Origin of the sequence: Streptomyces sp. BK340 (assembly GCF_007827595.1) — a bacterium.
GTDB lineage: Bacteria > Actinomycetota > Actinomycetes > Streptomycetales > Streptomycetaceae > Streptomyces.
The window spans coordinates 169,656-191,926 of record NZ_VISR01000014.1 but is presented as its reverse complement, the minus strand read 5'-3'; the positions used below and the strand labels follow the sequence as shown (position 1 = coordinate 191,926).

The window sequence follows — 22,271 nt, the reverse complement described above, 5'->3', positions numbered from 1 at the left end:
CGTCCCCGCACTGCGCGACTCGGCGGTAGGAAAGAGCCTAGAACGCCTTTGCGCTGGTGGGGAGATCATTTGCGTCATTGCCTGCTCCGGTCGTGGCCAGAAAAACAGTCGGCTGCGGGTACCCGCCGAGGGCACCCGCAGCCGCCCTGCCTTTACAGGTACTGACCGGTATTCGCCACCGTGTCGATCGAGCGGCCGGTGTCCGCACCCTGCTTTCCGGTGATGAGCGTACGGATGTACACGATCCGCTCGCCCTTCTTTCCGGAGATCCGGGCCCAGTCGTCCGGGTTGGTGGTGTTGGGCAGGTCCTCGTTCTCCTTGAACTCGTCCACACAGGCCTGGAGCAGGTGGGAGACGCGGAGACCCTTCTGGTTCTTCTCCAGGAAGTCCTTGATCGCCATCTTCTTGGCGCGGCCCACGATGTTCTCGATCATGGCGCCGGAATTGAAGTCCTTGAAGTAAAGGACTTCCTTGTCGCCATTGGCGTAGGTGACCTCCAGGAAGCGGTTCTCCTCGGATTCGGCGTACATGTGCTCGACCGCCGTCTGGATCATGCTCTGGACGGTCGTCTCCTTGCTGCCGCCGTGCTCGCCGAGGTCGTCGGCGTGCAGCGGGAGCCGCTCGGTGAGGTACTTGCCGAAGATGTCCTTCGCGGCCTCGGCGTCCGGACGCTCGATCTTGATCTTCACGTCGAGCCGGCCGGGGCGCAGGATGGCGGGGTCGATCATGTCCTCACGGTTGGAGGCACCGATGACGACCACGTTCTCCAGGCCCTCCACGCCGTCGATCTCGGCGAGCAGCTGCGGGACGATGGTGTTCTCCACGTCCGAGCTGACACCGGAGCCACGGGTGCGGAAGAGGGACTCCATCTCGTCGAAGAAGACGATCACGGGGGTGCCCTCGCTGGCCTTCTCACGCGCACGCTGGAACACCAGGCGGATCTGCCGCTCGGTCTCGCCGACGTACTTGTTGAGCAGCTCGGGGCCCTTGATGTTGAGGAAGAAGCTCTTGCCGGCGGCCTGGCCGGTCACCTCGGCGACCTTCTTGGCCAGCGAGTTGGCCACGGCCTTGGCGATCAGCGTCTTGCCGCAGCCGGGAGGGCCGTAGAGCAGGACGCCCTTCGGCGGCCGCAGCTCGTGCTCCTTGAACAGGTCGGGGTAGAGGTACGGCAGCTCGACCGCGTCGCGGATCGCCTCGATCTGGTTGCCCAGGCCACCGATCTGCTCGTAGCCGATGTCGGGGACCTCTTCGAGGACGAGCTCCTCGACCTCGCTCTTGGGCACGACCTCGTAGACGTAGCCGGAGCGGGGCTCGAGCAGCAGGGCGTCGCCGGGGCGGATGGTGACGTCCAGCAGCGGCTCGGCGAGCCGCACCACCCGCTCCTCGTCGGTGTGCCCCAGCACCAGCGCGCGCTCGCCGTCCTCGAGGATCTCCTTGAGGGTGACGATGTCGCCGACGCTCTCGTACTCCATGGCCTCGACCACGTTGAGCGCCTCGTTGAGCATGACCTCCTGGCCGCGCCTGAGGTCTTCGAGTTCGACGCTCGGGCTGACGTTCACCCGCAGCTTGCGGCCGCCGGTGAAGATGTCGGCCGTGCCGTCCTCGTTGGCCTGCAGGAAGACACCGAAGCCGGCAGGCGGCTGGGCGAGCCGGTCGACCTCCTCCTTGAGGGCCACGATCTGGTCGCGGGCCTCGCGGAGCGTGTTGGCCAGTCGCTCGTTCTGGGCGGAGACGCCGGCCAGGTTGGTCTGCAGCTCGACGATCCGCTCTTCGAGAATCCTCGTGTGTCGCGGAGAGTCGGCGAGCTTGCGTCGCAGGACGGCGATCTCCTGCTCAAGGTAGGCGATCTGCCCGGCCGGGTCGTCGGACCCTCGTCCCGGGCGGATGCCGCGGTTCATGTCGTCGTCGTGGGCTGCCACGGTCCTCACCTCCTCCAAGGGGAGCTGGACGCTTCCAGACCCTACCTGGGTGGGTGTCGATTGAAACCCCTAGATCACAAAGACTGTCAAGGTGTGTCGTCGGTCACCCGGTGCGCTCCCTCTCGCACGGAGGGAATACCCACTCAACGTGATTCAGAAGCCGGTTGTTCCTTGTCGGGGACGGTCAAAACCCTTCAGGACTGGCCGGAGTTGTCCCTTCCGGGCCGGTCGGCCGGTACGCGGGCAGACCTGTGGACGCTCCCGCGATCATCACGCAGAGCGACGGTTCGAACGGTCGGCGTCACCGCCGGGGTGGCCTGAAGTGCTCCCCCGGCCCGCCGGGGCTCCCTTCCCCGGTCGGGCGGTCGTACCCGAGGGGCCCCGGGAGGAAACCCCGGCCCCCGCCGGACACCGCCGGACACCGGCGGAAATCGGGCGGAGGTAGGGTCGGGGTGTTCAACAGCCGCTGGAGCGGACCCGGCTGGCCTCCGCGGCTCGGCCACCGCCCGGCGAACCGAAGGCAGGAGAGATGACCGTGCAGCAGGAGGCCCCGGGCGGCGAGGCGCTGGAGGTCTGGATCGACCAGGACCTGTGTACCGGCGACGGGATCTGCGCCCAGTACGCCCCCGAGGTGTTCGAGCTGGACATCGACGGGCTGGCCTATGTGAAGGGCGCCGACGACGAGCTGCTCCTGCACGAGGGGGCCACGGCCCCGGTGCCGCTGCCGCTGCTCACGGACGTCGTGGACTCGGCGAAGGAGTGTCCCGGCGAGTGCATCCACGTGCGCCGGGTTTCGGACAAGGTCGAGGTGTACGGGCCCGACGCGGACTGAGCCGGGCCTCGGACGGGCTCCGGGTCAGACGCTGTGCGCCCCGGCCGGGGCGGAGCGGAGGAACGCGGTGCCGTTCCACCGCCACTTGGCCGGGGTTTTCACATCGGGGCAGCAACTGGGTACGTCGGACGACGAATAGCCGAGCAGGGTGGCGCTGACGGCACCCGCGCGCAGCGCGAAGTCGGTGACGGTGCGGCGGTCCTTGGGGTCGACGAGCGTGGCGACCACGCGGGCCTTGCCGCCGTCCGCGCCCCGGGTGAGGACGTAGACACCGTCGGGCGGGGTGCCCATGGGGGCGTCGCAGTGCACGACCGCGACGGTTTCCGGTCTGCCGTCGCCGTCCAGGTCGCCGGCGGCCTGCTTCACCACCAACGCCTTCACGGGTCCGCAGTCGAGGGGGAAGTCCACGCCCGTCGTGCTGGGCGGCGCGACGACGGCGGGGGCGGATCTGACCTCGGTGCCTGGGGCCGGCTGGGCGGCCGTGGCCGAACCGGGCTGCACGACGGAGGACAGGGCGATCACGCCGGCGACCGCGGTGGCCGTGGCGACCCAGTGGATCGGCCGGGCGTGCGCGTGGGCGAGCTCCGGAACGGCGGATTGCTGCACTAGGAGTGTCTCCTGTGAGGGCTGTGCCGGTGGGGGGGGTGGCCTGCATGGTGCCACACGTCACAGGGCGGGGGAACGGCGGGGTCGGTACGGGATTTCCGCCGGCGAAGTGCACACACACACGCGCGCGGGGCCGCACCCGGCCCGGTGCCGCCCCAACGAACGGGCGCCGTGCCCGAGTTCCCCGGATCGGCCGGGAACTCGGGCACGGCGCCATGGCGTTGTGCCCGGTGGGAGCGGGTCAGCGGCCGGAGCCGCCGTCGGCGTTGGGGCCGGCGTAGTCCTCGCCGTAGGCGCCCTTGGCGGGGCGGCGGCGGCGCATGGGCGGCTCGACGCCGTCCGCGAGGCGGCGGGCGGTGAGCAGGAAGCCGGTGTGGCCGATCATCCGGTGGTCCGGGCGGACGGCCAGGCCCTCGATGTGCCAGTTGCGGATCATCGTCTCCCAGGCGGTCGGCTCGTTGAAGCAGCCGATCTCCCGGATGGACTCGACGGTCCGGGCGAGCTGGGTGGTGGTGGCCACGTAGCAGCACAGGATGCCGCCGGGCACGAGCGCCTTGGAGACGGCCTCCAGGCACTCCCAGGGGGCGAGCATGTCGAGGATGACGCGGTCGACGTCGGCGTCGGACAGGTTGTCCTGCAGGTCGCCGACGGTGAGCTGCCAGGCGGGGTGCGGGCCGCCGAAGTAGCGCTCCACGTTCTGCCGGGCGATCTCGGCGAAGTCCTCGCGGCGCTCGTAGGAGTGCAGCATGCCCTGGTCGCCGATGGCGCGCAGCAGGAAGCTGCTGAGCGAGCCGGAGCCGACACCGGCCTCCACGACGCGGGCGCCGGGGAAGATGTCGGCGAAGGCGAGGATCTGCCCCGCGTCCTTCGGGTAGACGACGGCTGCCCCGCGGGGCATGGACAGGACGTAGTCGGGGAGCAGGGGGCGCAGCGCGAGGTAGGCCACGTTGCCGGTGGTGCGGACAACGCTGCCCTCGGGAGCACCGATCAGTTCGTCGTGCGGGAAGGAGCCCTTGTGGGTGTGGAAGTTCTTCCCTGCTTCGAGCGTGAACGTGTAGTGGCGGCCCTTGGGGTCGGTCAGCTGAACCTGGTCCCCGACCTTGAAGGGCCCGCGCCTGCGGGCGGCACCGGTCGGTTCGGACATGTGACCAGCCTACCGGCACCTGAAGGGGCCGCCGACCACTAGGACGGCCTCGCCATGGCCTTCACGAAGGCGCGTTCGACGTCCGCGGCGGACAGGACGCCGTAGATCTCGCCGCTCTCCTCGACCACCAGGTACTCGGTCGCCGGGGTGGCCCGCAGGACGTCCAGCAGCTCCTCCCCCGACAGCTCGGCGGAGACCCGCATGCCGTCGGTCAGCTCCTGGGCGAGGCCGCTGACGGCGACCCAGGGGCGGCGGTGCTCGGGTACGCCGACGATGGCGGCCTCGCGGACGAGGGAGAGGGGGTGGCCCTCGGAGTCGACGACGACCAGGGCGCGGGCACCGGCGGCGTTGGCGCGGCGCAGGGCCTCGGAGAGCGGGGTGTCGGTCTCCACCGGTACGGCCCGCCGGGTCAGGGTGCGGGCCCGCAGCTCGGGGAGGTGCTCGCGCAGCCGGGCCATGCGCAGGCTGTTGCCGGCGCCGGTCCAGATGATCCCGGCGAGGATGGCGGCGAGCAGGGCGTCGGTGACGGTGTCCATGCCGCTGATCTCCTCGCCGCCACCGCCGAGGGCGCCGGACTGGTTGAGCAGCGGGAGACCGACGAGGACCGAGATGGCGAGGGCGCGGCCGACCCAGGCGGCGGCGACGGTGCCGCTCATGGGCCTGCCGGTGATCTTCCAGACGACGGCGCGGAGCATGCGGCCGCCGTCCAGGGGCAGGCCGGGCAGCAGGTTGAAGGCGGCGACGATGAGGTTGGAGATCATCAGGCCGGCCAGCAGGACGCCAGGGACGGTGTCGGGCTGCACCGGTTTCATGGCCAGGTAGAAGATCCCGGCGAGGACGAGCGAGAGCAGCGGTCCGACGAAGGCCAGGACGAACTCCCGGCCCGGGGTCTCGGCCTCCTTCTCGATCTCGGAGACGCCGCCGAAGAACTGGAGCTGGATGCGGCGGACCGGGAGCTTGAAGCGGATCGCGGCGACCGTGTGGGCCAGCTCGTGGACCAGCACGGAGGCGTAGAAGGCGACGGCGAAGAACAGGGACACCAGATAGCGGGCGGCGCCCAGTTCCGGCAGCACCCGGTCCAGCTGGCCGCCGAAGACCCAGGTGATCAGCGCGGCGACCAGGAACCAGCTCGGCGCGACGTACACCGGTACGCCGAAGGGCCGGCCCATGAGGAGGCCGCCACCGGGTTCCTTGGCCGGCGGCCGGGGCGGCTCGCCCTTGGCGATGCCGGAGTGGGCGAGGGTCCGGTGCTCGCGGGACCCGGTGCGGGTGCCCGCGGCGGGCGCCTCTTCGCCGGCATCGGTGTCACCGTCGTCCCGGCCGGTCGTCGGGTGCGGGGGCTCGGTCGGGGTGTCCTCGGCGGTGCCGGGGTCCCGGCCGGGGTCCCGGTCCGCCGGAGGCGGGGGCGTCGGGGCGTCGTGGGGCTCCGGCCCGGGGTGGTCGGTGGTTCCGGTCGTCGGGGCCGTAGGACCTGCGGGGTGCTCGGCCGGCTCGTCGTTGCCGGACCGCGGCTGCCCGCTCCCGCCGCTCACGTCCACGCTGTCCCCTCGTTCGAAGCGTCTTCCGCGCCAACCGGGCGGAAGGGTCTGGGTCGATGGTATGCGGCCGTGGTGGCACGTTCCGCCCCGGCACCCCCTGTGTTCGCCCCCGTCGCGCGCCCGACGCGGCCCGCGGCTGGGTCACTGTCAGTGCCGGGCCGTATGGTCTGGGGTCATGGACAGCAGCAACGAGGACGCGGGGACACGGCCCGGCGCGGTCGAGGACTCAGGGACAGCGGGCGTCGGCGGTGACGCCGCCGGGCCGGCGGGTGAGCGTGCCGCGATCGCGCCCACGTCGTTGTCCCCGTCGCGCGCCAGTGACTTCATGCAGTGTCCGCTGCTGTACCGGTTCCGGGTGATCGACCGGTTGCCGGAGAAGCCGAGCGAGGCGGCGACCCGGGGCACGCTGGTGCACGCCGTGCTGGAGCGGTTGTTCGACGCGCCCGCCGGGGAGCGGACCGCGCCGCAGGCCAAGGCCCTGATCCCGGGCCAGTGGGACCGGCTGCGGGAGAGCAGGCCCGAGGTCGGCGAGCTGTTCGCCGACGACCCCGAGGGCGAGCGGCTGGCCCGCTGGCTCGGCGAGGCCGAGCAGCTCGTGGAGCGCTGGTTCACGCTGGAGGACCCGTCCCGGCTGGAGCCCGCCGAGCGGGAGCTGTTCGTGGAGGCCGAGCTGGAGTCGGGGCTGCGGCTGCGCGGGATCATCGACCGGGTGGACGTGGCGCCCACGGGCGAGGTGCGGATCGTCGACTACAAGACGGGCAAGGCGCCGCGGCCGGAGTACGCCGAGGGCGCGCTGTTCCAGATGAAGTTCTACGCCCTCGTCGTGTGGCGGCTGAAGCGGGTGATCCCGCGCCGGCTCCAGCTCGTCTATCTCGGCAGCGGGGACGTGCTGACGTACGACCCCGTCCTCGCCGACCTGGAGCGCGTGGAGCGCAAGCTGCTCGCCCTGTGGGAGGCCATCAGGCGGGCCACGGACACCGGGGAGTGGCGGCCCCGGCCGACCAAGCTGTGCGGCTGGTGCGACCACCAGGCGCACTGCCCGGAGTTCGGCGGCACTCCCCCGCCCTATCCGCTGCCGCTGAGGGCGCCTGAGTCGGAGGCCGTGCAGCAGGGCAGAATGGGCCGGGACTAGCGAAGGAGTGTCACGTGGCCATCCGCGTCCTACTGGTCGACGACCAGCCCCTGCTGCGTACCGGTTTCCGCATGATCCTGGAGGCCGAGCAGGACATCGCGGTCGTGGGCGAGGCCGGTGACGGCCTGCAGGCTCTCGACCAGGTGCGCGCCCTGCAGCCCGATGTGGTGCTCATGGACATCCGGATGCCGCGGATGGACGGGGTGGAGGCGACGCGGCAGATCTCCGGTCCGGGCCGGGACGGCCCGGCGAAGGTGCTCGTGCTGACCACGTTCGACCTCGACGAGTACGTGGTGGAGGCGCTGCGGGCCGGGGCGAGCGGCTTCCTGCTCAAGGACGCGCCCGCCAACGAACTGGTGCAGGCGATCCGGGTCGTGGCGGCCGGCGAGGCCATGCTGGCGCCGAGCATCACCCGCCGCCTGCTGGACAAGTACGCCACGCATCTGCCCTCCGGCGAGGAGCCCGTGCCGGACACCCTGCACACCCTCACCGACCGCGAGGTCGAGGTGCTGAAGCTGGTGGCGCGCGGGCTGTCCAACGCCGAGATCGCCGCCGACCTGTTCGTCAGCGAGACCACGGTCAAGACGCACGTCGGGCACGTCCTGACCAAGCTGGGCCTCAGGGACCGGGTGCAGGCCGCGGTGTACGCGTACGAGAGCGGCCTGGTGCGGCCCGGCGCGCAGTAGCGCGCAAGGCGGCACGAAAACGCCGAGGGCGCCCTTCCCCGCGGGGAAGGGCGCCCTTTCGCACGGCCGGGACCGGGGTCGTCAGCTCTTGCTCAGCTCCCAGAACCGGAACACCGTCGAGGCGTCCAGGCAGTACTCCAGCCCGTAGACGCCGTCGCGGGCGAGCGCGTACTGCTTGGCCTGCCAGACCGGCAGCACGGGCAGCTCGTCGGCGACGATGTCCTGCAGCTTCCCGAAGTCCTTGTCGGTCGCGGAACGGTCGCTCTGCGCGGCCGTGCCGGGGATGAGGGAGCCGGTGATGGTGTTGTTGCTGTAGTTGTTGCCCAGCACGTTGCCCTTGCCGAAGAAGGGGGCCGTGAAGTTGTCGGCGTCCGGGTAGTCCGGCACCCAGCCCTTCACGTACACGCCGTACTTGCCCTGGGCGATGTCCTTCTCGTACTGGTCGAAGCCGACGGACTTGACGTCGGCCTGGAACAGTCCGCTCGCGTTGAGCTGCCCGGCGATGGCCGTCAGCTCCTGGTCGGTGGCGGGGCCGTAACGGGACGGCGTGGACCACAGGGTGAGCTTCACCTTGCCGGTAATGCCGGCGGCGCGCAGTACGGCGGCGGCCTTCTCCTTGGACGGGCGGGCGCCGTAGGTGTCGAAGAACGCCGTGTTGTGGCCCGCGATGCCCGCCGGGATGATCGAGTACAGCGGGGTGGCGGTGCCCTGGTAGACGTTCTTGACCAGGGCGTCGCGGTCGAGGAGGTAGGCCATGGCCTTGCGGACACCGAGCTTGCCGGCGACCGGGTCCTTCATGTTGAAGACCAGGTGCTGGACCTCGGCGCTGTTGCCCTCGACGACGTCGACGCCCTTCTTGCCGTCCTGCTGGTCGAGGTCGGCGATGTCGGTCGCGGACAGACCACGGTAGGCGATGTCGACGTCACCGTCCTCGAGGGCCTTCTTCAGGCCGGCCTGGTCACCGTGGAAGAACTTCAGGGTGATGCCGGAGTTCTTGACCTCGGCGGTGCCCTTGTAGTCGGAGTTGACGGAGAAGACCGCCTCGTCCTTGTCGAAGGAGTCCAGCTTGTAGGGGCCGGAGCCGACGGCCTTGTCGTCGGTGCGCAGGCCGTTCGCGTCGTACTGCCGGTGGTCGACGATGGAGCCGGCACCGGAGGCGATCTTGCTGGGGAAGGTGGCGTCGGGGACCTTGAGCCGGAAGACGACCGTCTTCGCGTCCGGTGCCTCGACCTTGCGGAGCATCGGGAACATGATCGCCGGGCCGGCGGAGTCGTTGATCTTCAGCATGCGGTCGAAGGAGAACTTCACGTCCTCGGAGGTGAGGTCGTCACCGTTGCTGAACTTCAGGCCGTCCTTCAGCTCGCACCTGAACACCATCGCCCGGGTGTCGGTGAAGGAGCACTGCTTCGCCGCCTCCGGCTCGGGCTCCGTGCCGCCCTTGGGGAAGCTGAGCAGCGACTGGAAGACGTTGTTGAACAACAGCCAGGAGCCGGGGTCGTAACCGGAAGCCGGGTCCGTGGCGAGGACGTCGTCGGACATCCCCATCACCACGGAGGAGCCGCTACCCCCGGATGCACCGTCTTCCGAGCCGCAGCCGGTCAGCAGGCCGGCGGCCAACCCCGCCACGATGGGAAGAACTGGCCACTGGTTGCGCATGTTCACTGTGTGCCTTGTCGTCGGTTCGTCGATCCGGGGCCCCCGTTCCGTGCCCCGGACAAGGAGAACGTCAGCCGCTCACGCCGCGGCCGAGCTCCCACAGCTGAAGCGTCGAGGAGGAGTTCAGGGCGTAGGAGACGCCCGTGATGTCGTTCCGTGCGGCGACGTACTGCTTGCCCTGCCACAGGGGCAGCACGGGGACGTCCTCGGCGACGATGTCCTGAATCTCGGTCAGGGTCTTGGTGGCGTTGAGCCGGTCGGCCTCGCGGCGGGACTCCGGGATCAGCGAGCGCTGGACGGAGCTGTTGGAGTACGGCGAGCCCAGGAAGTTGCCCTTGTCGAGGAAGGGCGCGATGAAGTTGTCGGCGTCCGGGAAGTCGGGGAACCAGCCCATCCCGTAGACGTCGTACTGGCCCTTCTTCTCGGCGGGCCGGAAGGACGACCAGAGGTGGCCCTGGATGCTGACGTCGAACAGGCCGCTGGCGTTGAGCTGCTGCTGCAGGATCTGGAACTCCTGCTTGGTGGCCGAGCCGTAGTGGTCGGTGGTGTAGTGCAGCTTCAGCTTCACCGGGGTGGTGATGCCGGCCTTGGCCAGCAGGTCCTTCGCCTTGCCGACGTTGGGGTCGCCGTACTTGTTGAAGAACGAGTTGGAGTGGCCGGTGAGGGTCGCCGGGACCAGCGAGTACAGCGGCTCCGCCTGGGTGCCGTAGACCTTGGAGACGAGTTCGCCGCGGTTGACGACCTGGGCCATGGCCTGGCGGACGGCCTTGCTCTTCACCGTCGGCGCATCGGTGTTGAAGGCCAGGTAGCGGATCTCCAGACCCGGCATGTCGACCAGGTCGACGTTCGCGTCGGAGCCGCTGTCCAGCTTGTTGATCTGCGCCGGGGACATGGCGCGGGTCATGACGTCGATGTCGCCCTTGTCGATCGCCTCGCCCATGGCGTCCGCGTCGTGGTAGGTGCGCAGCACGACCTCGCTGTTGTTCACCTGCACGCTGCCCTTGTAGGACGGGTTCTTGGTGAACGTGCCGCTGACCATCACGTTGTTCTCGACGTCGGCCTTGAAGGTGTACGGGCCGGAGCCGTCGACCTCGAAGCCGTCGCGCAGCTTGCGCCGGTCGTAGTCCTTGGGGTCGATGATGCCCGCGACCGGGGTGGACAGCTTGTACGGGAACGTGGCGTCGGCCGTCTTGAGGTGGAAGATGACCTCGCGGTCGCCCTGGGTCTCGATCGTGTCGATCGTGTTCAGCAGGGTGGCGACACCGCTGTCGGCGTTGATGTGCAGGGCACGCTCGATGGAGTACTTGACGTCCTCGGCGGTGACCTTGTCGCCGTTGGCGAACGTCAGGCCGTCCCGCAGCTTGCAGGCGTAGCGCTCGTTGCCGCTGTCGGTGAAGGCGCAGCTCTCGGCCGCCTCGGGCACCGGCACGCCCTCGCCCTTGGGCTGGGTCATCAGGGTCTGCACGGTCTGGCGCAGGATGTTCCAGGTGCCGACGTCGTAGGCGTAGGCGGGGTCGATGGGCGCGGGGATGTCGTTCGTGACGGTGAACCGGTCCGTGGTGCCCACGACGATGGCGTTCCCGCTCTTGCTCCCGCTGCCGGATCCGCCGCACGCGGCGAGAACCGGCGTAAGCAGGCCGACGACTGCCGGCAGCACCAAAGTCTTGCGGTTCATGCGGGACTTTCTCCAGGACTGTTCGAATCCGTGTACCCAGCATGCAAGGGTGGCTGCGGCGGGTCACGGGGGTTGCGGCGATGTTCTCGCGACGAGATTAGACCGCGCCCGCAGGAGGGTTCACAGCCGCGCGACTTGAGGCCCCATCACGCAGTGAAACTGGGCGTGGACACACCGAAAACCCGACAGCGGCAGGTTTGGTGCAGCATCCCATCAATCGGGACACAAGGGCACGCCCGACGACCCCGAACCAGGGTGATCGGCACACCAGGGCAACGTTGTCGAGCCCGTCTCGCGTGGGGAACGTCACACTTCCAACTGGGCTGGCGGTTACCGGAATTAGGTCGGGCGGCCCGCTTCGAATTCCACCCCGGTGTACTTCCCCGGACTTTTGTCCATCGCGTCCAATGGACTTTGCACTCCCCCAAGCTCTGCGAGCAGGGGGCACCCCCAGTGAACGGCTAGCGCATTTCCGTCATCAGGCCGCGCAGAAATGCCAGGTCGACCTCTTCCAGGGAGCTCACGACCGTGCGCCCGTCGATCGGCGCAATGGGCGCCACCGAGGGCACGGCGACCACCCGGCAGCCCGCGGCCTCGGCGGACTCGACGCCGGTCGCGGTGTCCTCGATCACCGCGCACCGGGCCGGATCGGCACCGAGCCCGGCGGCGGCGAGCAGATACGGGTCCGGGTACGGCTTGGTGCGCGACACCTCGTCGCCGGCCACGGTCAGGGCGAAGTGCTGGGGGCCGAGGGCGGCCAGCACACGGTCGATGATGCGCCGGTGGGAGGCGGAGACCAGGGCGGTCGGGATCTCGTGCTCGTACAGCTCGGCGAGCAGCCGCTCGGCTCCGGGCATCAGCGGCAGGGCGCGGCCGATGCGGTCCTCGAACCCGTCGTTGAGCAGCGTGGTGAGCTCGGCGAGGGTGATGTCGGCGCCGGTGGCCTCGATCAGGAACCCGGCGCTGCGGGTCATGGGGCCGCCGACCACGACGTGGCGCCAGGTCTCGTCCAGGGTGTGCCCCAGGGCGGCGAAGACCTCGACCTCCACGTCCCACCAGAAGCCCTCGGTGTCCACCAGGGTGCCGTCCATGTCGAGGAGCACGGCCTGCAGGGCTGAGCCTTCGGCCGTACGGGTTCCGAGCGCGGGGACCGTACTGGTCATCCTGGCGCACCTCCTTGAGGGACGACCAGGCCGGCTCCCGGACAGGGAACCGGCCTGCGGTGGACCGACAAGTGTACGACTTATCCGATCAGTGCGCTGTGCGACGCGCCTCACCGGGCGTTGAAGTACTTCGCCTCCGGGTGGTGGATCACGATCGCGTCGGTGGACTGCTCGGGGTGGAGCTGGAACTCCTCGGACAGGTGGACGCCGATCCGCTCGGGCTGGAGCAGTTCGGCGATCTTGGCACGGTCCTCCAGGTCGGGGCAGGCGCCGTAGCCGAGGGAGAAGCGGGCGCCCCGGTACTTCAGGGCGAACATGTCCTCGATGTCGGCCGGGTCCTCGCCGGCGAAGCCGAGTTCGGAGCGGACGCGGGCGTGCCAGTACTCGGCCAGCGCCTCCGCCAACTGCACGGACAGGCCGTGCAGTTCGAGGTAGTCGCGGTAGGAGTTCGACTCGAAGAGCTTGGCCGTCTCCTCGCCGATGCGGGAGCCGACGGTGACCACCTGAAGGCCGACGACGTCCGTCTCCCCCGACTCCTCCGGGCGGAAGAAGTCGGCGAGGCACAGCCGGCGACCGCGGCGCTGGCGCGGGAAGGTGAACCGGGTGCGCTCGTTGCCCCGCTCGTCCAGGATGATCAGGTCGTCGTCCTTGGAGACGCACGGGAAGTAGCCGTAGACCACGGCCGCCTCCAGCAGGTTCTCCGTCTGGAGCCGGTCGAGCAGGCCACGCAGGCGGGGGCGGCCCTCGGTCTCCGCCAGTTCCTCGTACGTCGGACCGTCCCCGGTGCGGGCCTGCTTCAGCCCCCACTGACCCTTGAACAGCGCGCCCTCGTCCAGCCAGCTCGCGTACTCCTTGAGCTGGATGCCCTTGATCACGCGGGTGTCCCAGAACGGCGGGGCCGGCACCGGGTTGTCGGTGGCCACGTCGGAGCGGACGTGGCCCTCCTCGGGCCGCTCCTCGACCTGGACGGCGGCCGTCGCGCGGACCCGGCGCTGCCTCAGCTCGGGCAGCTGCGCGCCGGGCACGCCCCGCTTGACGCCGATCAGGGCGTCCATCAGGTGCAGCCCCTCGAAGGCGTCGCGGGCGTAGCGGACCTCGCCCCCGTAGATCTCGTGCAGGTCCTGCTCGACGTAGGCGCGGGTGAGGGCGGCGCCGCCCAGGATGACCGGGAAGCGGGCGGCGAGACCGCGCTGGTTCAGCTCCTCCAGGTTCTCCTTCATGATCACCGTGGACTTCACCAGGAGGCCGGACATGCCGATGACGTCGGCCCGGTGCTCCTCGGCGGCTTCCAGGATCGCGGAGACCGGCTGCTTGATGCCCAGGTTGACGACGTTGTAGCCGTTGTTGGACAGGATGATGTCGACGAGGTTCTTGCCGATGTCGTGCACGTCGCCGCGCACGGTGGCGAGGACGATGGTGCCCTTGCCCTCGGCGTCCGACTTCTCCATGTGCGGTTCGAGGTGGGCGACGGCCGTCTTCATGACCTCGGCGGACTGGAGGACGAACGGCAGCTGCATCTGGCCGGAGCCGAAGAGGTCGCCGACGACCTTCATGCCGTCCAGGAGGGTGTCGTTGACGATGTCCAGGGCGGGCCGGTCCTGGAGGGCCTCGTCCAGGTCGGCCTCCAGGCCGTTGCGCTCACCGTCGATGATGCGGCGCTTGAGACGCTCCTCCAGCGGGAGGGCGGCCAGCTCCTCGGCCCTGCCGGCCTTCAGGGACTTGGCGGTGGCTCCCTCGAACAGGGCCATGAGCTTCTGCAGCGGGTCGTAGCCCTCGCTGCGGCGGTCGTGGATGAGGTCGAGGGCGGTGTTGACCTGCTCCTCGTCGAAGCGGGCGATCGGCAGGATCTTGGAGGCGTGCACGATCGCCGAGTCGAGGCCCGCCTTGACGCACTCGTCCAGGAAGACGGAGTTCAGCAGGATGCGGGCGGCCGGGTTGAGACCGAAGGAGATGTTCGACAGGCCCAGCGTGGTCTGCACCGCCGGGTGCCGCTTCTTCAGCTCGCGGATCGCCTCGATGGTGGCGATGCCGTCCTTGCGGGACTCCTCCTGACCGGTGCAGATGGTGAAGGTCAGGGTGTCGATGAGGATGTCCTCCTCGCGGATGCCCCAGTTCCCGCTGAGGTCGTCGATCAGCCGTTCGGCGATCTCGACCTTCTTCTCGGGGGTGCGGGCCTGGCCCTCCTCGTCGATGGTCAGCGCGATCAGGGCGGCGCCGTGCTCCTGGGCCAGCCGGGTGACCTTGGCGAAGCGGGAGTCGGGGCCGTCGCCGTCCTCGTAGTTGACCGAGTTGATCACCGCGCGGCCGCCGAGCTTCTCCAGGCCCGCCCGGATGACGTCGACCTCGGTGGAGTCGAGGACGATCGGCAGGGTGGACGCGGTGGCGAAGCGGCCGGCCAGCTCCTCCATGTCGGCGACCCCGTCGCGGCCGACGTAGTCCACGCACAGGTCGAGCATGTGCGCGCCCTCGCGGATCTGCTCGCGTGCCATCTCCACGCAGTCGTCCCAGCGGGCTTCCAGCATGGCCTCGCGGAACTTCTTGGAGCCGTTCGCGTTGGTGCGCTCACCGATGGCCAGGTAGGAGGTGTCCTGGCGGAACGGCACGGTCTGGTAGAGGGAGGCGGCGCCGGGCTCGGGGCGCGGCTGCCGCTCGGGCGGGGTGAGGCCCCGGACGCGCTCGACGACCTGGCGCAGGTGCTCCGGGGTGGTGCCGCAGCAGCCGCCGACCAGCGAGAGGCCGTACTCGCGGACGAAGGTCTCCTGGGCGTCGGCCAGCTCCGGCGCGGTCAGCGGGTAGTGGGCACCGTCCTTGCCGAGGACCGGCAGGCCCGCGTTGGGCATGCAGGACAGCGGGATACGGGCGGTGCGGGCGAGGTAGCGCAGGTGCTCGCTCATCTCCGCCGGGCCGGTGGCGCAGTTCAGGCCGATCATGTCGATGCCGAGCGGCTCCAGCGCGGTGAGGGCCGCGCCGATCTCGGAGCCGAGCAGCATGGTGCCGGTGGTCTCGACGGTCACCGACACGATCACCGGCACGTCCAGGCCGAGGGCGTCCAGGCCCCGGCGTGCGCCGAGGACGGCGGCCTTGGTCTGCAGCAGGTCCTGGGTGGTCTCCACGAGCAGCGCGTCGGCGCCGCCCGCGACCAGACCCTCGGCATTGCGCTGGTAGGCGTCGCGCAGGGTGGTGTAGGGGGCGTGGCCGAGGGTGGGCAGCTTGGTGCCGGGGCCGATGGAGCCGAGGACCCAGCGGGGCTTGCCGTCCCTTGCGGTGAACTCGTCGGCGACCTCGCGGGCCACGCGGGCGCCGGCCTCGGACAGCTCGTGGACGCGGTCGGGGATGTCGTACTCGCCGAGCGCGGAGTGGTTGGCGCCGAAGGTGTTGGTCTCGACGCAGTCGACGCCCACGGCGAAGTACGCCTCGTGGACGGAGCGGACGATGTCGGGGCGGGTGAGATTGAGAATCTCGTTGCAGCCCTCGAGGTCCTGGAAGTCCTCGAGCGTCGGTTCCTGGGCCTGGAGCATCGTGCCCATGGCTCCGTCGGCGACCACCACACGGGTGGCGAGTGCCTCTCGGAGCGCGGACGCACGGGTCCGGCTGTCGGCGGAAGGGGTCGTTGGCAACGAGGCCATGAAGGGGCTCCCTGGAGTGCGACGGCTGTCGGCTATGCCGCTTCCCCGGACGCTGCCGGGCAAGGGCACGGCGTCAGAGTAACCGGCAGTGGGCTTGGATGGGCAGCGGCGTCCACGAGGCGGACTCAAGTGGTGGACCCTGTATGACCGCGGCGCCACATGCAGGCCACAAGAGATGTAACAGGTATCGGTCGACCATTAGCGGGAGGCCGTCATGGACCGGTAGTGTTCGACATTGCCGAACGGTGTCTTGGATGCTGTTCGCCAATGGTCGATGGGGACGGAGGGCAGGACGGCGATGGCACGGAACATCCAGTCGCTCGAACGGGCGGCCGCGATGCTGCGGCTGCTCGCGGGCGGCGAGCGACGGCTCGGTCTGTCGGACATCGCCTCGTCGCTGGGCCTCGCCAAGGGCACCGCCCACGGCATCCTGCGCACCCTCCAGCAGGAGGGCTTCGTCGAACAGGACGACGCCTCCGGGCGCTACCAACTGGGTGCCGAGCTGCTGCGCCTGGGCACCACCTATCTCGACGTGCACGAGCTGCGGGCGCGGGCCCTGGTGTGGACCGACGACCTGGCCCGGGCCAGCGGGGAGAGCGTGTACCTGGGCGTCCTGCACCAGCAGGGCGTACTGATCGTGCACCACGTCTTCCGGCCCGACGACAGTCGGCAGGTGCTGGAGATAGGGGCCATGCAGCCGCTGCACTCCACGGCACTGGGCAAGGTGCTGTCCGCCTACGACCCGGTGGCGCACAGCGAGGCCCTGGAGGCCGACCGCAAACCCTTCACCGACCGCACGGTGTGCGAGCAGGCGGACTTCGAGCACATCCTCGACATCACCCGCGCGCGTGGGTACGCGGCGGACGTGGAGGAGACCTGGGAGGGCGTGGCCTCGGTGGCCGCACCCATCCACGACCGGCGCCGGATGCCCGTGGGCGCCGTCGGCATCACGGGTGCCGTGGAACGGCTCGGCCGGGACGGCGAACTGCGCCCCGAACTCATCGCGGCGGTGCGGGACTGCGCCCGCGCGGTCTCCCGCGACCTGGGCGCGGGACGGTTCTGAGCAGCCGGGCGATGTGCCGCTGACCAGCGGATGACCCACCGGGGGACGACCGGGACGCGAGGCGGCGTTCCGGTTCTCGCCATACCCTGAAGTGGACATATAGGGCGAGATGGTACGTCAGCACATGAAGAGCGATAGCCGGCAGCGATCAATAACGATCCTGTTTTCGATAACAGAACCCTTGACGCATGCGTAACGCCGAAGCAAGACTCCCGTCCATCGGTCGGCATTGTCGAACACCTACCGGCAATACGCGCTAGAGTGTGACAACGCCAAGGGCCGAATTCGCTCTCACCCCCGAGGGCGCCAGAACCCCCGGCGGGACCCGGGGTTCGGCTTCCCTGGACGAAGGACAAAGGAGTCGCGGGTGTCCAGCTCCGACATCTTCATCGGCGAGACCATCGGTACCGCCATACTCATCCTGCTCGGTGGCGGCGTGTGCGCCGCCGTCACGCTGAAGGCCTCCAAGGCCCGTAACGCCGGTTGGCTCGCCATCACCTTCGGGTGGGGTTTCGCCGTACTGACGGCCGTCTACACCTCGGCGCCGCTCTCCGGCGCCCACCTGAATCCGGCCGTGACGCTCGCGCTCGCGATCAAGGACAAGGACTTCAGCAACCTGCCCGTCTACTGGGGCGGTCAGCTGCTCGGCGCCATGATCGGTGCCACCCTGGTGTGGATCGCCTACTACGGCCAGTTCCACGCGCACCTCACCGACAAGGAGATCGTCGGCGGTCCGGGTGCACAGGCCACTGCGACCAAGGCCGTCGAGGCGCAGGAGTCGGGCGCCGGCCCGGTCCTGGGCGTCTTCTCCACCGGTCCCGAGATCCGGAACGCGGTGCAGAACCTCCTCACCGAGATCATCGGCACCGTGGTGCTGGTGCTCGCCGTCCTCACCCAGGGCCTGAACGACAAGGGCAACGGCCTCGGCACCCTGGGTGCCCTGATCACCGCCTTCGTGGTCGTCGGCATCGGCCTCTCGCTCGGCGGTCCGACCGGTTACGCGATCAACCCGGCACGTGACCTCGGCCCGCGCATCGTGCACGCCCTCCTGCCCCTGCCCAACAAGGGCGGCTCCGACTGGAGCTACGCCTGGATCCCGGTGGTCGGTCCGCTGATCGGCGCCGCCATCGCTGCAGGCATCTACAACGTCGCCTTTGCCTAAGAAGAACCGAGAACAACCGAGTCTTCCAGCACGCGCCGTACGTACAGCCCCATCACCACGGATCTTTCAGGAGCACACAGTGACCGACGCCCACACCGCAGGCCCGTTCATCGCGGCCATCGACCAGGGCACGACTTCCTCGCGCTGCATCGTCTTCGACAAGGACGGTCGTATCGTCTCCGTCGACCAGAAGGAGCACGAGCAGATCTTCCCGAAGCCGGGCTGGGTCGAGCACAACGCCAACGAGATCTGGACCAACGTCCAGGAGGTCGTCGCCGGAGCCATCCAGAAGGCCGGCATCACCCGCGACGACATCAAGGCCATCGGCATCACCAACCAGCGCGAGACCACCGTGCTGTGGGACAAGAACACCGGTGAGCCCGTCCACAACGCCCTCGTCTGGCAGGACACCCGCACCGACTCCCTCTGCCGGGAGCTCGGCCGCAACGTCGGCCAGGACCGCTTCCGCCGCGAGACCGGCCTCCCGCTCGCGTCGTACTTCTCCGGTCCCAAGGCCCGCTGGCTGCTCGACCACGTCGACGGCCTGCGGGAGCGCGCCGAGGCGGGCGACATCCTCTTCGGCACCATGGACACCTGGGTCATCTGGAACCTGACCGGTGGTGTCAACGGCGGCAAGCACGTCACCGACGTGACCAACGCCTCCCGTACCCTCCTCATGAACCTGCACACCATGCAGTGGGACGACAAGATCGCCGAGTCGATCGGCGTGCCGCTGCAGATCATGCCGGAGATCCGCTCCTCCGCGGAGATCTACGGCGAGGTCACCGGCGGCAAGCTCGGCGACCTGCTCGGCGGCATCCCGGTCGCGTCCGCGCTCGGCGACCAGCAGGCGGCCCTGTTCGGCCAGACCTGCTTCTCCGAGGGCGAGACCAAGTCCACCTACGGCACCGGCACCTTCATGGTGATGAACACCGGTGACAAGATCATCAACTCCTACGCGGGCCTGCTGACCACGGTCGGCTACAAGATCGGCGACCAGCCGACCGTGTACGCCCTCGAGGGCTCGATCGCCGTCACCGGCTCCCTGGTGCAGTGGATGCGCGACCAGATGGGCCTGATCTCCACCGCTGCCGAGATCGAGACGCTCGCGCTCTCGGTCGAGGACAACGGCGGCGCCTACTTCGTGCCGGCCTTCTCCGGTCTGTTCGCCCCGCACTGGCGCTCCGACGCCCGCGGTGTGATCGCCGGCCTGACCCGGTACGTCACCAAGGCGCACCTCGCCCGTGCGGTCCTGGAGGCGACCGCCTGGCAGACCCGGGAGATCGCCGACGCGATGGTCAAGGACTCCGGCGACGAGCTGGTGGCCCTGAAGGTCGACGGCGGCATGACCTCCAACAACCTGCTGATGCAGACGCTCTCGGACGTCCTGGACGCACCGGTGGTGCGCCCGATGGTCGCCGAGACCACCTGCCTCGGCGCCGCCTACGCCGCCGGCCTCGCCGTCGGCTTCTGGTCCAGCACCGACGAACTGCGCGCCAACTGGCGCCGGGCCGCCGAGTGGACCCCCCAGATGGACGCGGACATCCGCGACCGTGAGTACAAGAACTGGCTCAAGGCCGTCGACCGGACCATGGGCTGGATCGAGGACGAGGACTGAGCGGCCCGAACCGCTCAGACAGCTCTGACGAGGAGTAAGTACCCGACATGACCAGTCAGTCCACCCTGAAGTCCGTGCCTGCCCTGGGGACGCACCCCGCCTCCGGCTCCAACCCGAGCCGGGCCGAGACCAGGGAGCAGCTCTCCAAGGCGTCGTACGACCTTCTTGTGATCGGCGGCGGCATCCTGGGCATCTCCACCGCCTGGCACGCCGCGCAGTCCGGACTCAGGGTGGCGCTGGTCGACGCCGGCGACTTCGCCGGCGCCACCTCCTCCGCCTCCTCCAAGCTGCTCCACGGCGGTCTGCGCTACCTGCAGACCGGCGCGGTGAAGCTGGTGGCGGAGAACCACTTCGAGCGCCGTGCGGTCTCCCGTCAGGTGGCCCCCCACCTGGCGAACCCGCTCACCTTCTACCTCCCGGTGTACAAGGGCGGGCCGCACGGCGCGGCGAAGCTCGGCGCGGGCGTCTTCGCCTACTCCGCGCTCTCCGCGTTCGGCGACGGCGTCGGCCACCTGCTCTCCCCCGCCAAGGCGGCGCAGGACGTGCCCGAGCTGCGTACCGAGAACCTGAAGGCCGTGGCCGTGTACGGCGACGACCAGATGAACGACGCGCGCATGGCGCTGATGACGGTCCGCGCGGCCGTCGAGGCGGGCGCGGTCGTCCTCAACCACGCCGAGGTCACCGGCCTGCGCTTCACCAAGGGCCGGGTCACCGGCGCCGACCTCCGGGACCGCATATCCGGCGAGGAGTTCGGGGCCAACGCCCGCCTGGTGCTGAACGCGACCGGCCCCTGGGTCGACCACCTGCGCCGGATGGAGGACCCGAACGCGGCCCCGTCCATCCGCCTGTCCAAGGGCGCGCACCTGGTCCTGAAGCGCACCTCCCCCTGGAAGGCCGCGCTCGCGACCCCCATCGACAAGTACCGCATCACCTTCGCCCTCCCCTGGGAGGACATGCTGCTGCTCGGCACCACCGACGAGGAGTACGAGGGCGACCCGGCGGACGTCTCGGTCAACGAGAAGGACATCGCCCAGATCCTGGACGAGGCCGCGTTCTCCGTCCGGGACCAGCAGCTGCAGCGCGACCTGATCACCTACGCCTTCGCCGGTCTGCGCGTGCTGCCGGGCGGCCCCGGTGACACGGCCAAGGCCAAGCGCGAGACCGTCGTCACCGAGGGCAAGGCCGGCATGCTGTCGGTCGCCGGCGGCAAGTGGACGACCTTCCGGCACATCGGCCGCACGGTGATGCAGAAGCTGGAGGAGCTGCCGGGCCACCCGCTCGGCGACGACTTCGAGCCCATCGCCTCGCTGCCGAAGAAGCTCCCGCTGCCCGGTGTCGCCAACCCGCGCGCCGTCGCCCACCGCCTGCTGGTGGACCACCCGGCACCCGGCCCGCGCATGGCCGCCGACACCGCCAAGCACCTGGCCACCCACTACGGCTCGCTGGCCTTCGACATCGCCCGGATGGCGAACGAGAACCCGGAGCTGGCCGAGCGCGTCCACCCGGACGCCCCGGAGATCTGGGCGCAGGTCGTGTGGGCCCGCGACCACGAGTGGGCCGAGACGGCGGACGACGTGCTGCGCCGCCGCACCACGCTGACCATCCGTGGCCTGGCCACGGACGAGGTCCGCGACAAGGTCCAGGGCCTGCTCGACAAGAAGTAGGCCCCGGCCGGCCCCTCCCCCTGACCGGGGCCGGAACGGATGAGGGACGGCTCCTCCCGCACGGGGAGCCGGTGTGACGAGAGGGGCGGCTCCGCGCCGACGGAGCCGCCCCTCTCGTGTGCGCGCGTCGCGCCCCGGAGGAGTGAAGCCGCGCTCCTGCGGCGGTACTTCTGTGGCGGTAAAGGCGGGCTATAGCCACCGCCTCCATGGTCATGAACCGCGATCCGACGGACGGATCGCGGTTCTTCATGGAGGTGTGGGATGCACCGCAGACTCGCCACCGGCCTCGCCGCCTCGGCCCTGGCCCTCATCACCGTCACGGCCACCGCCACCGCGGCCACCGCGGCTCCGGCCGACAGGCCCCAGGTGCTCGCCGACTTCACCCAGACCACCGCGTCCAGCTACAACGTCTGGGCCGCGGCGCGCGCCAACCAGTCGGCCTGGTCCGCCTACGGGTTCGACTGGTCGACCGACTACTGCTCCTCCTCGCCGGACAACCCGTTCGGCTTCCCCTTCGCCATGTCCTGTGCCCGCCACGACTTCGGCTACCGCAACTACAAGGCGGCCGGCACCTTCAGCACCAACAAGGCCCGCCTCGACAGCGCCCTGTACGAGGACCTCAAGCGCGTGTGCGCCAACTACGGCGGTGCGACGAAGACCGCCTGCACCAGCACGGCGTGGACGTACTACCAGGCCGTGAAGGCCTTCGGCTGACGGAACTCGCCGGTCTTCTCCCCGGTGCCCCCCATAATGTGCTGAGACATCCGATGTCTGAGCCACTGGGAGG

Annotated in this window: 16 protein-coding genes; 8 read left to right on the top strand and 8 right to left on the bottom strand. The window is 69.7% G+C overall.

All coding sequences use genetic code 11. The features are described from left to right. Positions 1–152: 152 nt before the first annotated feature. Entirely contained in the window at positions 153–1,919 is a 1,767-nt protein-coding gene (gene arc, locus FB157_RS24605) for a proteasome ATPase (protein ID WP_145882794.1), read from the bottom strand. A gap of 529 nt (positions 1,920–2,448) precedes the next feature. Here arc and FB157_RS24595 point away from each other — a divergent pair. After that, the gene (locus FB157_RS24595; protein WP_145882793.1) at positions 2,449–2,751 is read left to right on the top strand and encodes a ferredoxin; all 303 of its coding nucleotides are present in this window, start codon (positions 2,449–2,451) and stop codon (positions 2,749–2,751) included. A 24-nt stretch (positions 2,752–2,775) separates the two neighbouring features. On the opposite strand, the gene FB157_RS24590 is transcribed toward FB157_RS24595, so the two are convergent. The 3 genes from FB157_RS24590 to FB157_RS24580 all read right to left on the bottom strand — a co-directional run bounded on the left by FB157_RS24590 (position 2,776) and on the right by FB157_RS24580 (position 6,039). Beyond that, positions 2,776–3,357, bottom strand: coding sequence for a hypothetical protein (locus FB157_RS24590; protein ID WP_145882792.1), 582 nt, complete (start codon positions 3,355–3,357; stop codon positions 2,776–2,778). Between the two features lie 241 nt (positions 3,358–3,598). Further along, positions 3,599–4,501: a tRNA (adenine-N1)-methyltransferase gene (locus FB157_RS24585; RefSeq protein ID WP_145882791.1), complete on the bottom strand. Its 903-nt coding sequence runs from the start codon at positions 4,499–4,501 to the stop codon at positions 3,599–3,601. 38 nt (positions 4,502–4,539) lie between these two features. Then, positions 4,540–6,039, bottom strand: coding sequence for a site-2 protease family protein (locus FB157_RS24580; RefSeq protein ID WP_145882790.1), 1,500 nt, complete (start codon positions 6,037–6,039; stop codon positions 4,540–4,542). A 175-nt stretch (positions 6,040–6,214) separates the two neighbouring features. Here FB157_RS24580 and FB157_RS24575 point away from each other — a divergent pair, with 175 nt between their 5' ends. Both FB157_RS24575 and FB157_RS24570 read left to right on the top strand, forming a co-directional pair. Next, the gene (locus FB157_RS24575; RefSeq protein ID WP_145882789.1) at positions 6,215–7,171 is read left to right on the top strand and encodes a RecB family exonuclease; all 957 of its coding nucleotides are present in this window, start codon (positions 6,215–6,217) and stop codon (positions 7,169–7,171) included. Between the two features lie 14 nt (positions 7,172–7,185). Next, a complete protein-coding gene (locus tag FB157_RS24570; protein WP_094216819.1) occupies positions 7,186–7,857 on the top strand; it encodes a response regulator transcription factor in 672 nt (223 codons plus the stop codon). Positions 7,858–7,938: 81 nt separating this feature from the next. Here FB157_RS24570 and FB157_RS24565 read toward each other — a convergent pair whose 3' ends face one another. The 4 genes from FB157_RS24565 to metH all read right to left on the bottom strand — a co-directional run bounded on the left by FB157_RS24565 (position 7,939) and on the right by metH (position 15,977). Next, positions 7,939–9,519, bottom strand: coding sequence for an ABC transporter substrate-binding protein (locus tag FB157_RS24565; RefSeq protein ID WP_145882788.1), 1,581 nt, complete (start codon positions 9,517–9,519; stop codon positions 7,939–7,941). Positions 9,520–9,583: 64 nt separating this feature from the next. Beyond that, positions 9,584–11,188 (bottom strand): ABC transporter substrate-binding protein, encoded by a 1,605-nt coding sequence (locus FB157_RS24560; RefSeq protein ID WP_145882787.1) that lies wholly within the window; start codon positions 11,186–11,188, stop codon positions 9,584–9,586. A 461-nt stretch (positions 11,189–11,649) separates the two neighbouring features. Then, positions 11,650–12,351, bottom strand: coding sequence for an HAD family phosphatase (locus FB157_RS24550; protein ID WP_145882785.1), 702 nt, complete (start codon positions 12,349–12,351; stop codon positions 11,650–11,652). A gap of 110 nt (positions 12,352–12,461) precedes the next feature. Then, positions 12,462–15,977, bottom strand: coding sequence for a methionine synthase (metH, locus tag FB157_RS24545; protein ID WP_145882784.1), 3,516 nt, complete (start codon positions 15,975–15,977; stop codon positions 12,462–12,464). Between the two features lie 298 nt (positions 15,978–16,275). On the opposite strand from metH, the gene FB157_RS24540 reads away from it, so the two are divergent. From FB157_RS24540 to FB157_RS24520, 5 genes are all read left to right on the top strand, one after another. Beyond that, on the top strand, positions 16,276–17,040 hold the full coding sequence (locus FB157_RS24540) for an IclR family transcriptional regulator (RefSeq protein ID WP_145882783.1): 765 nt from the start codon (positions 16,276–16,278) through the stop codon (positions 17,038–17,040). Positions 17,041–17,407: 367 nt separating this feature from the next. Continuing rightward, positions 17,408–18,202 (top strand): MIP/aquaporin family protein, encoded by a 795-nt coding sequence (locus tag FB157_RS24535; protein WP_145882782.1) that lies wholly within the window; start codon positions 17,408–17,410, stop codon positions 18,200–18,202. A 79-nt stretch (positions 18,203–18,281) separates the two neighbouring features. After that, positions 18,282–19,820 (top strand): glycerol kinase GlpK, encoded by a 1,539-nt coding sequence (glpK, locus tag FB157_RS24530; protein WP_145882781.1) that lies wholly within the window; start codon positions 18,282–18,284, stop codon positions 19,818–19,820. A 47-nt stretch (positions 19,821–19,867) separates the two neighbouring features. Beyond that, a complete protein-coding gene (locus FB157_RS24525; protein ID WP_145882780.1) occupies positions 19,868–21,484 on the top strand; it encodes a glycerol-3-phosphate dehydrogenase/oxidase in 1,617 nt (538 codons plus the stop codon). Between the two features lie 261 nt (positions 21,485–21,745). Further along, complete coding sequence (locus FB157_RS24520; protein ID WP_145882779.1) at positions 21,746–22,198, top strand: phospholipase; 453 nt, start codon at positions 21,746–21,748, stop codon at positions 22,196–22,198. Positions 22,199–22,271 lie beyond the last annotated feature (73 nt).

What these genes read in the sequence shown, in the direction of transcription:
- FB157_RS24550 (WP_145882785.1), bottom strand. Translation starts at nt 12,351, where the DNA reads ATGACCAGTACGGTCCCCGCGCTCGGAACCCGTACGGCCGAAGGCTCA.
- FB157_RS24575 (WP_145882789.1), top strand. Translation starts at nt 6,215, where the DNA reads ATGGACAGCAGCAACGAGGACGCGGGGACACGGCCCGGCGCGGTCGAG.
- FB157_RS24585 (WP_145882791.1), bottom strand. Translation starts at nt 4,501, where the DNA reads ATGTCCGAACCGACCGGTGCCGCCCGCAGGCGCGGGCCCTTCAAGGTC.
- FB157_RS24525 (WP_145882780.1), top strand. Translation starts at nt 19,868, where the DNA reads ATGACCAGTCAGTCCACCCTGAAGTCCGTGCCTGCCCTGGGGACGCAC.
- FB157_RS24595 (WP_145882793.1), top strand. Translation starts at nt 2,449, where the DNA reads ATGACCGTGCAGCAGGAGGCCCCGGGCGGCGAGGCGCTGGAGGTCTGG.
- metH (WP_145882784.1), bottom strand. Translation starts at nt 15,977, where the DNA reads ATGGCCTCGTTGCCAACGACCCCTTCCGCCGACAGCCGGACCCGTGCG.
- FB157_RS24520 (WP_145882779.1), top strand. Translation starts at nt 21,746, where the DNA reads ATGCACCGCAGACTCGCCACCGGCCTCGCCGCCTCGGCCCTGGCCCTC.
- FB157_RS24540 (WP_145882783.1), top strand. Translation starts at nt 16,276, where the DNA reads ATGGCACGGAACATCCAGTCGCTCGAACGGGCGGCCGCGATGCTGCGG.
- FB157_RS24560 (WP_145882787.1), bottom strand. Translation starts at nt 11,188, where the DNA reads ATGAACCGCAAGACTTTGGTGCTGCCGGCAGTCGTCGGCCTGCTTACG.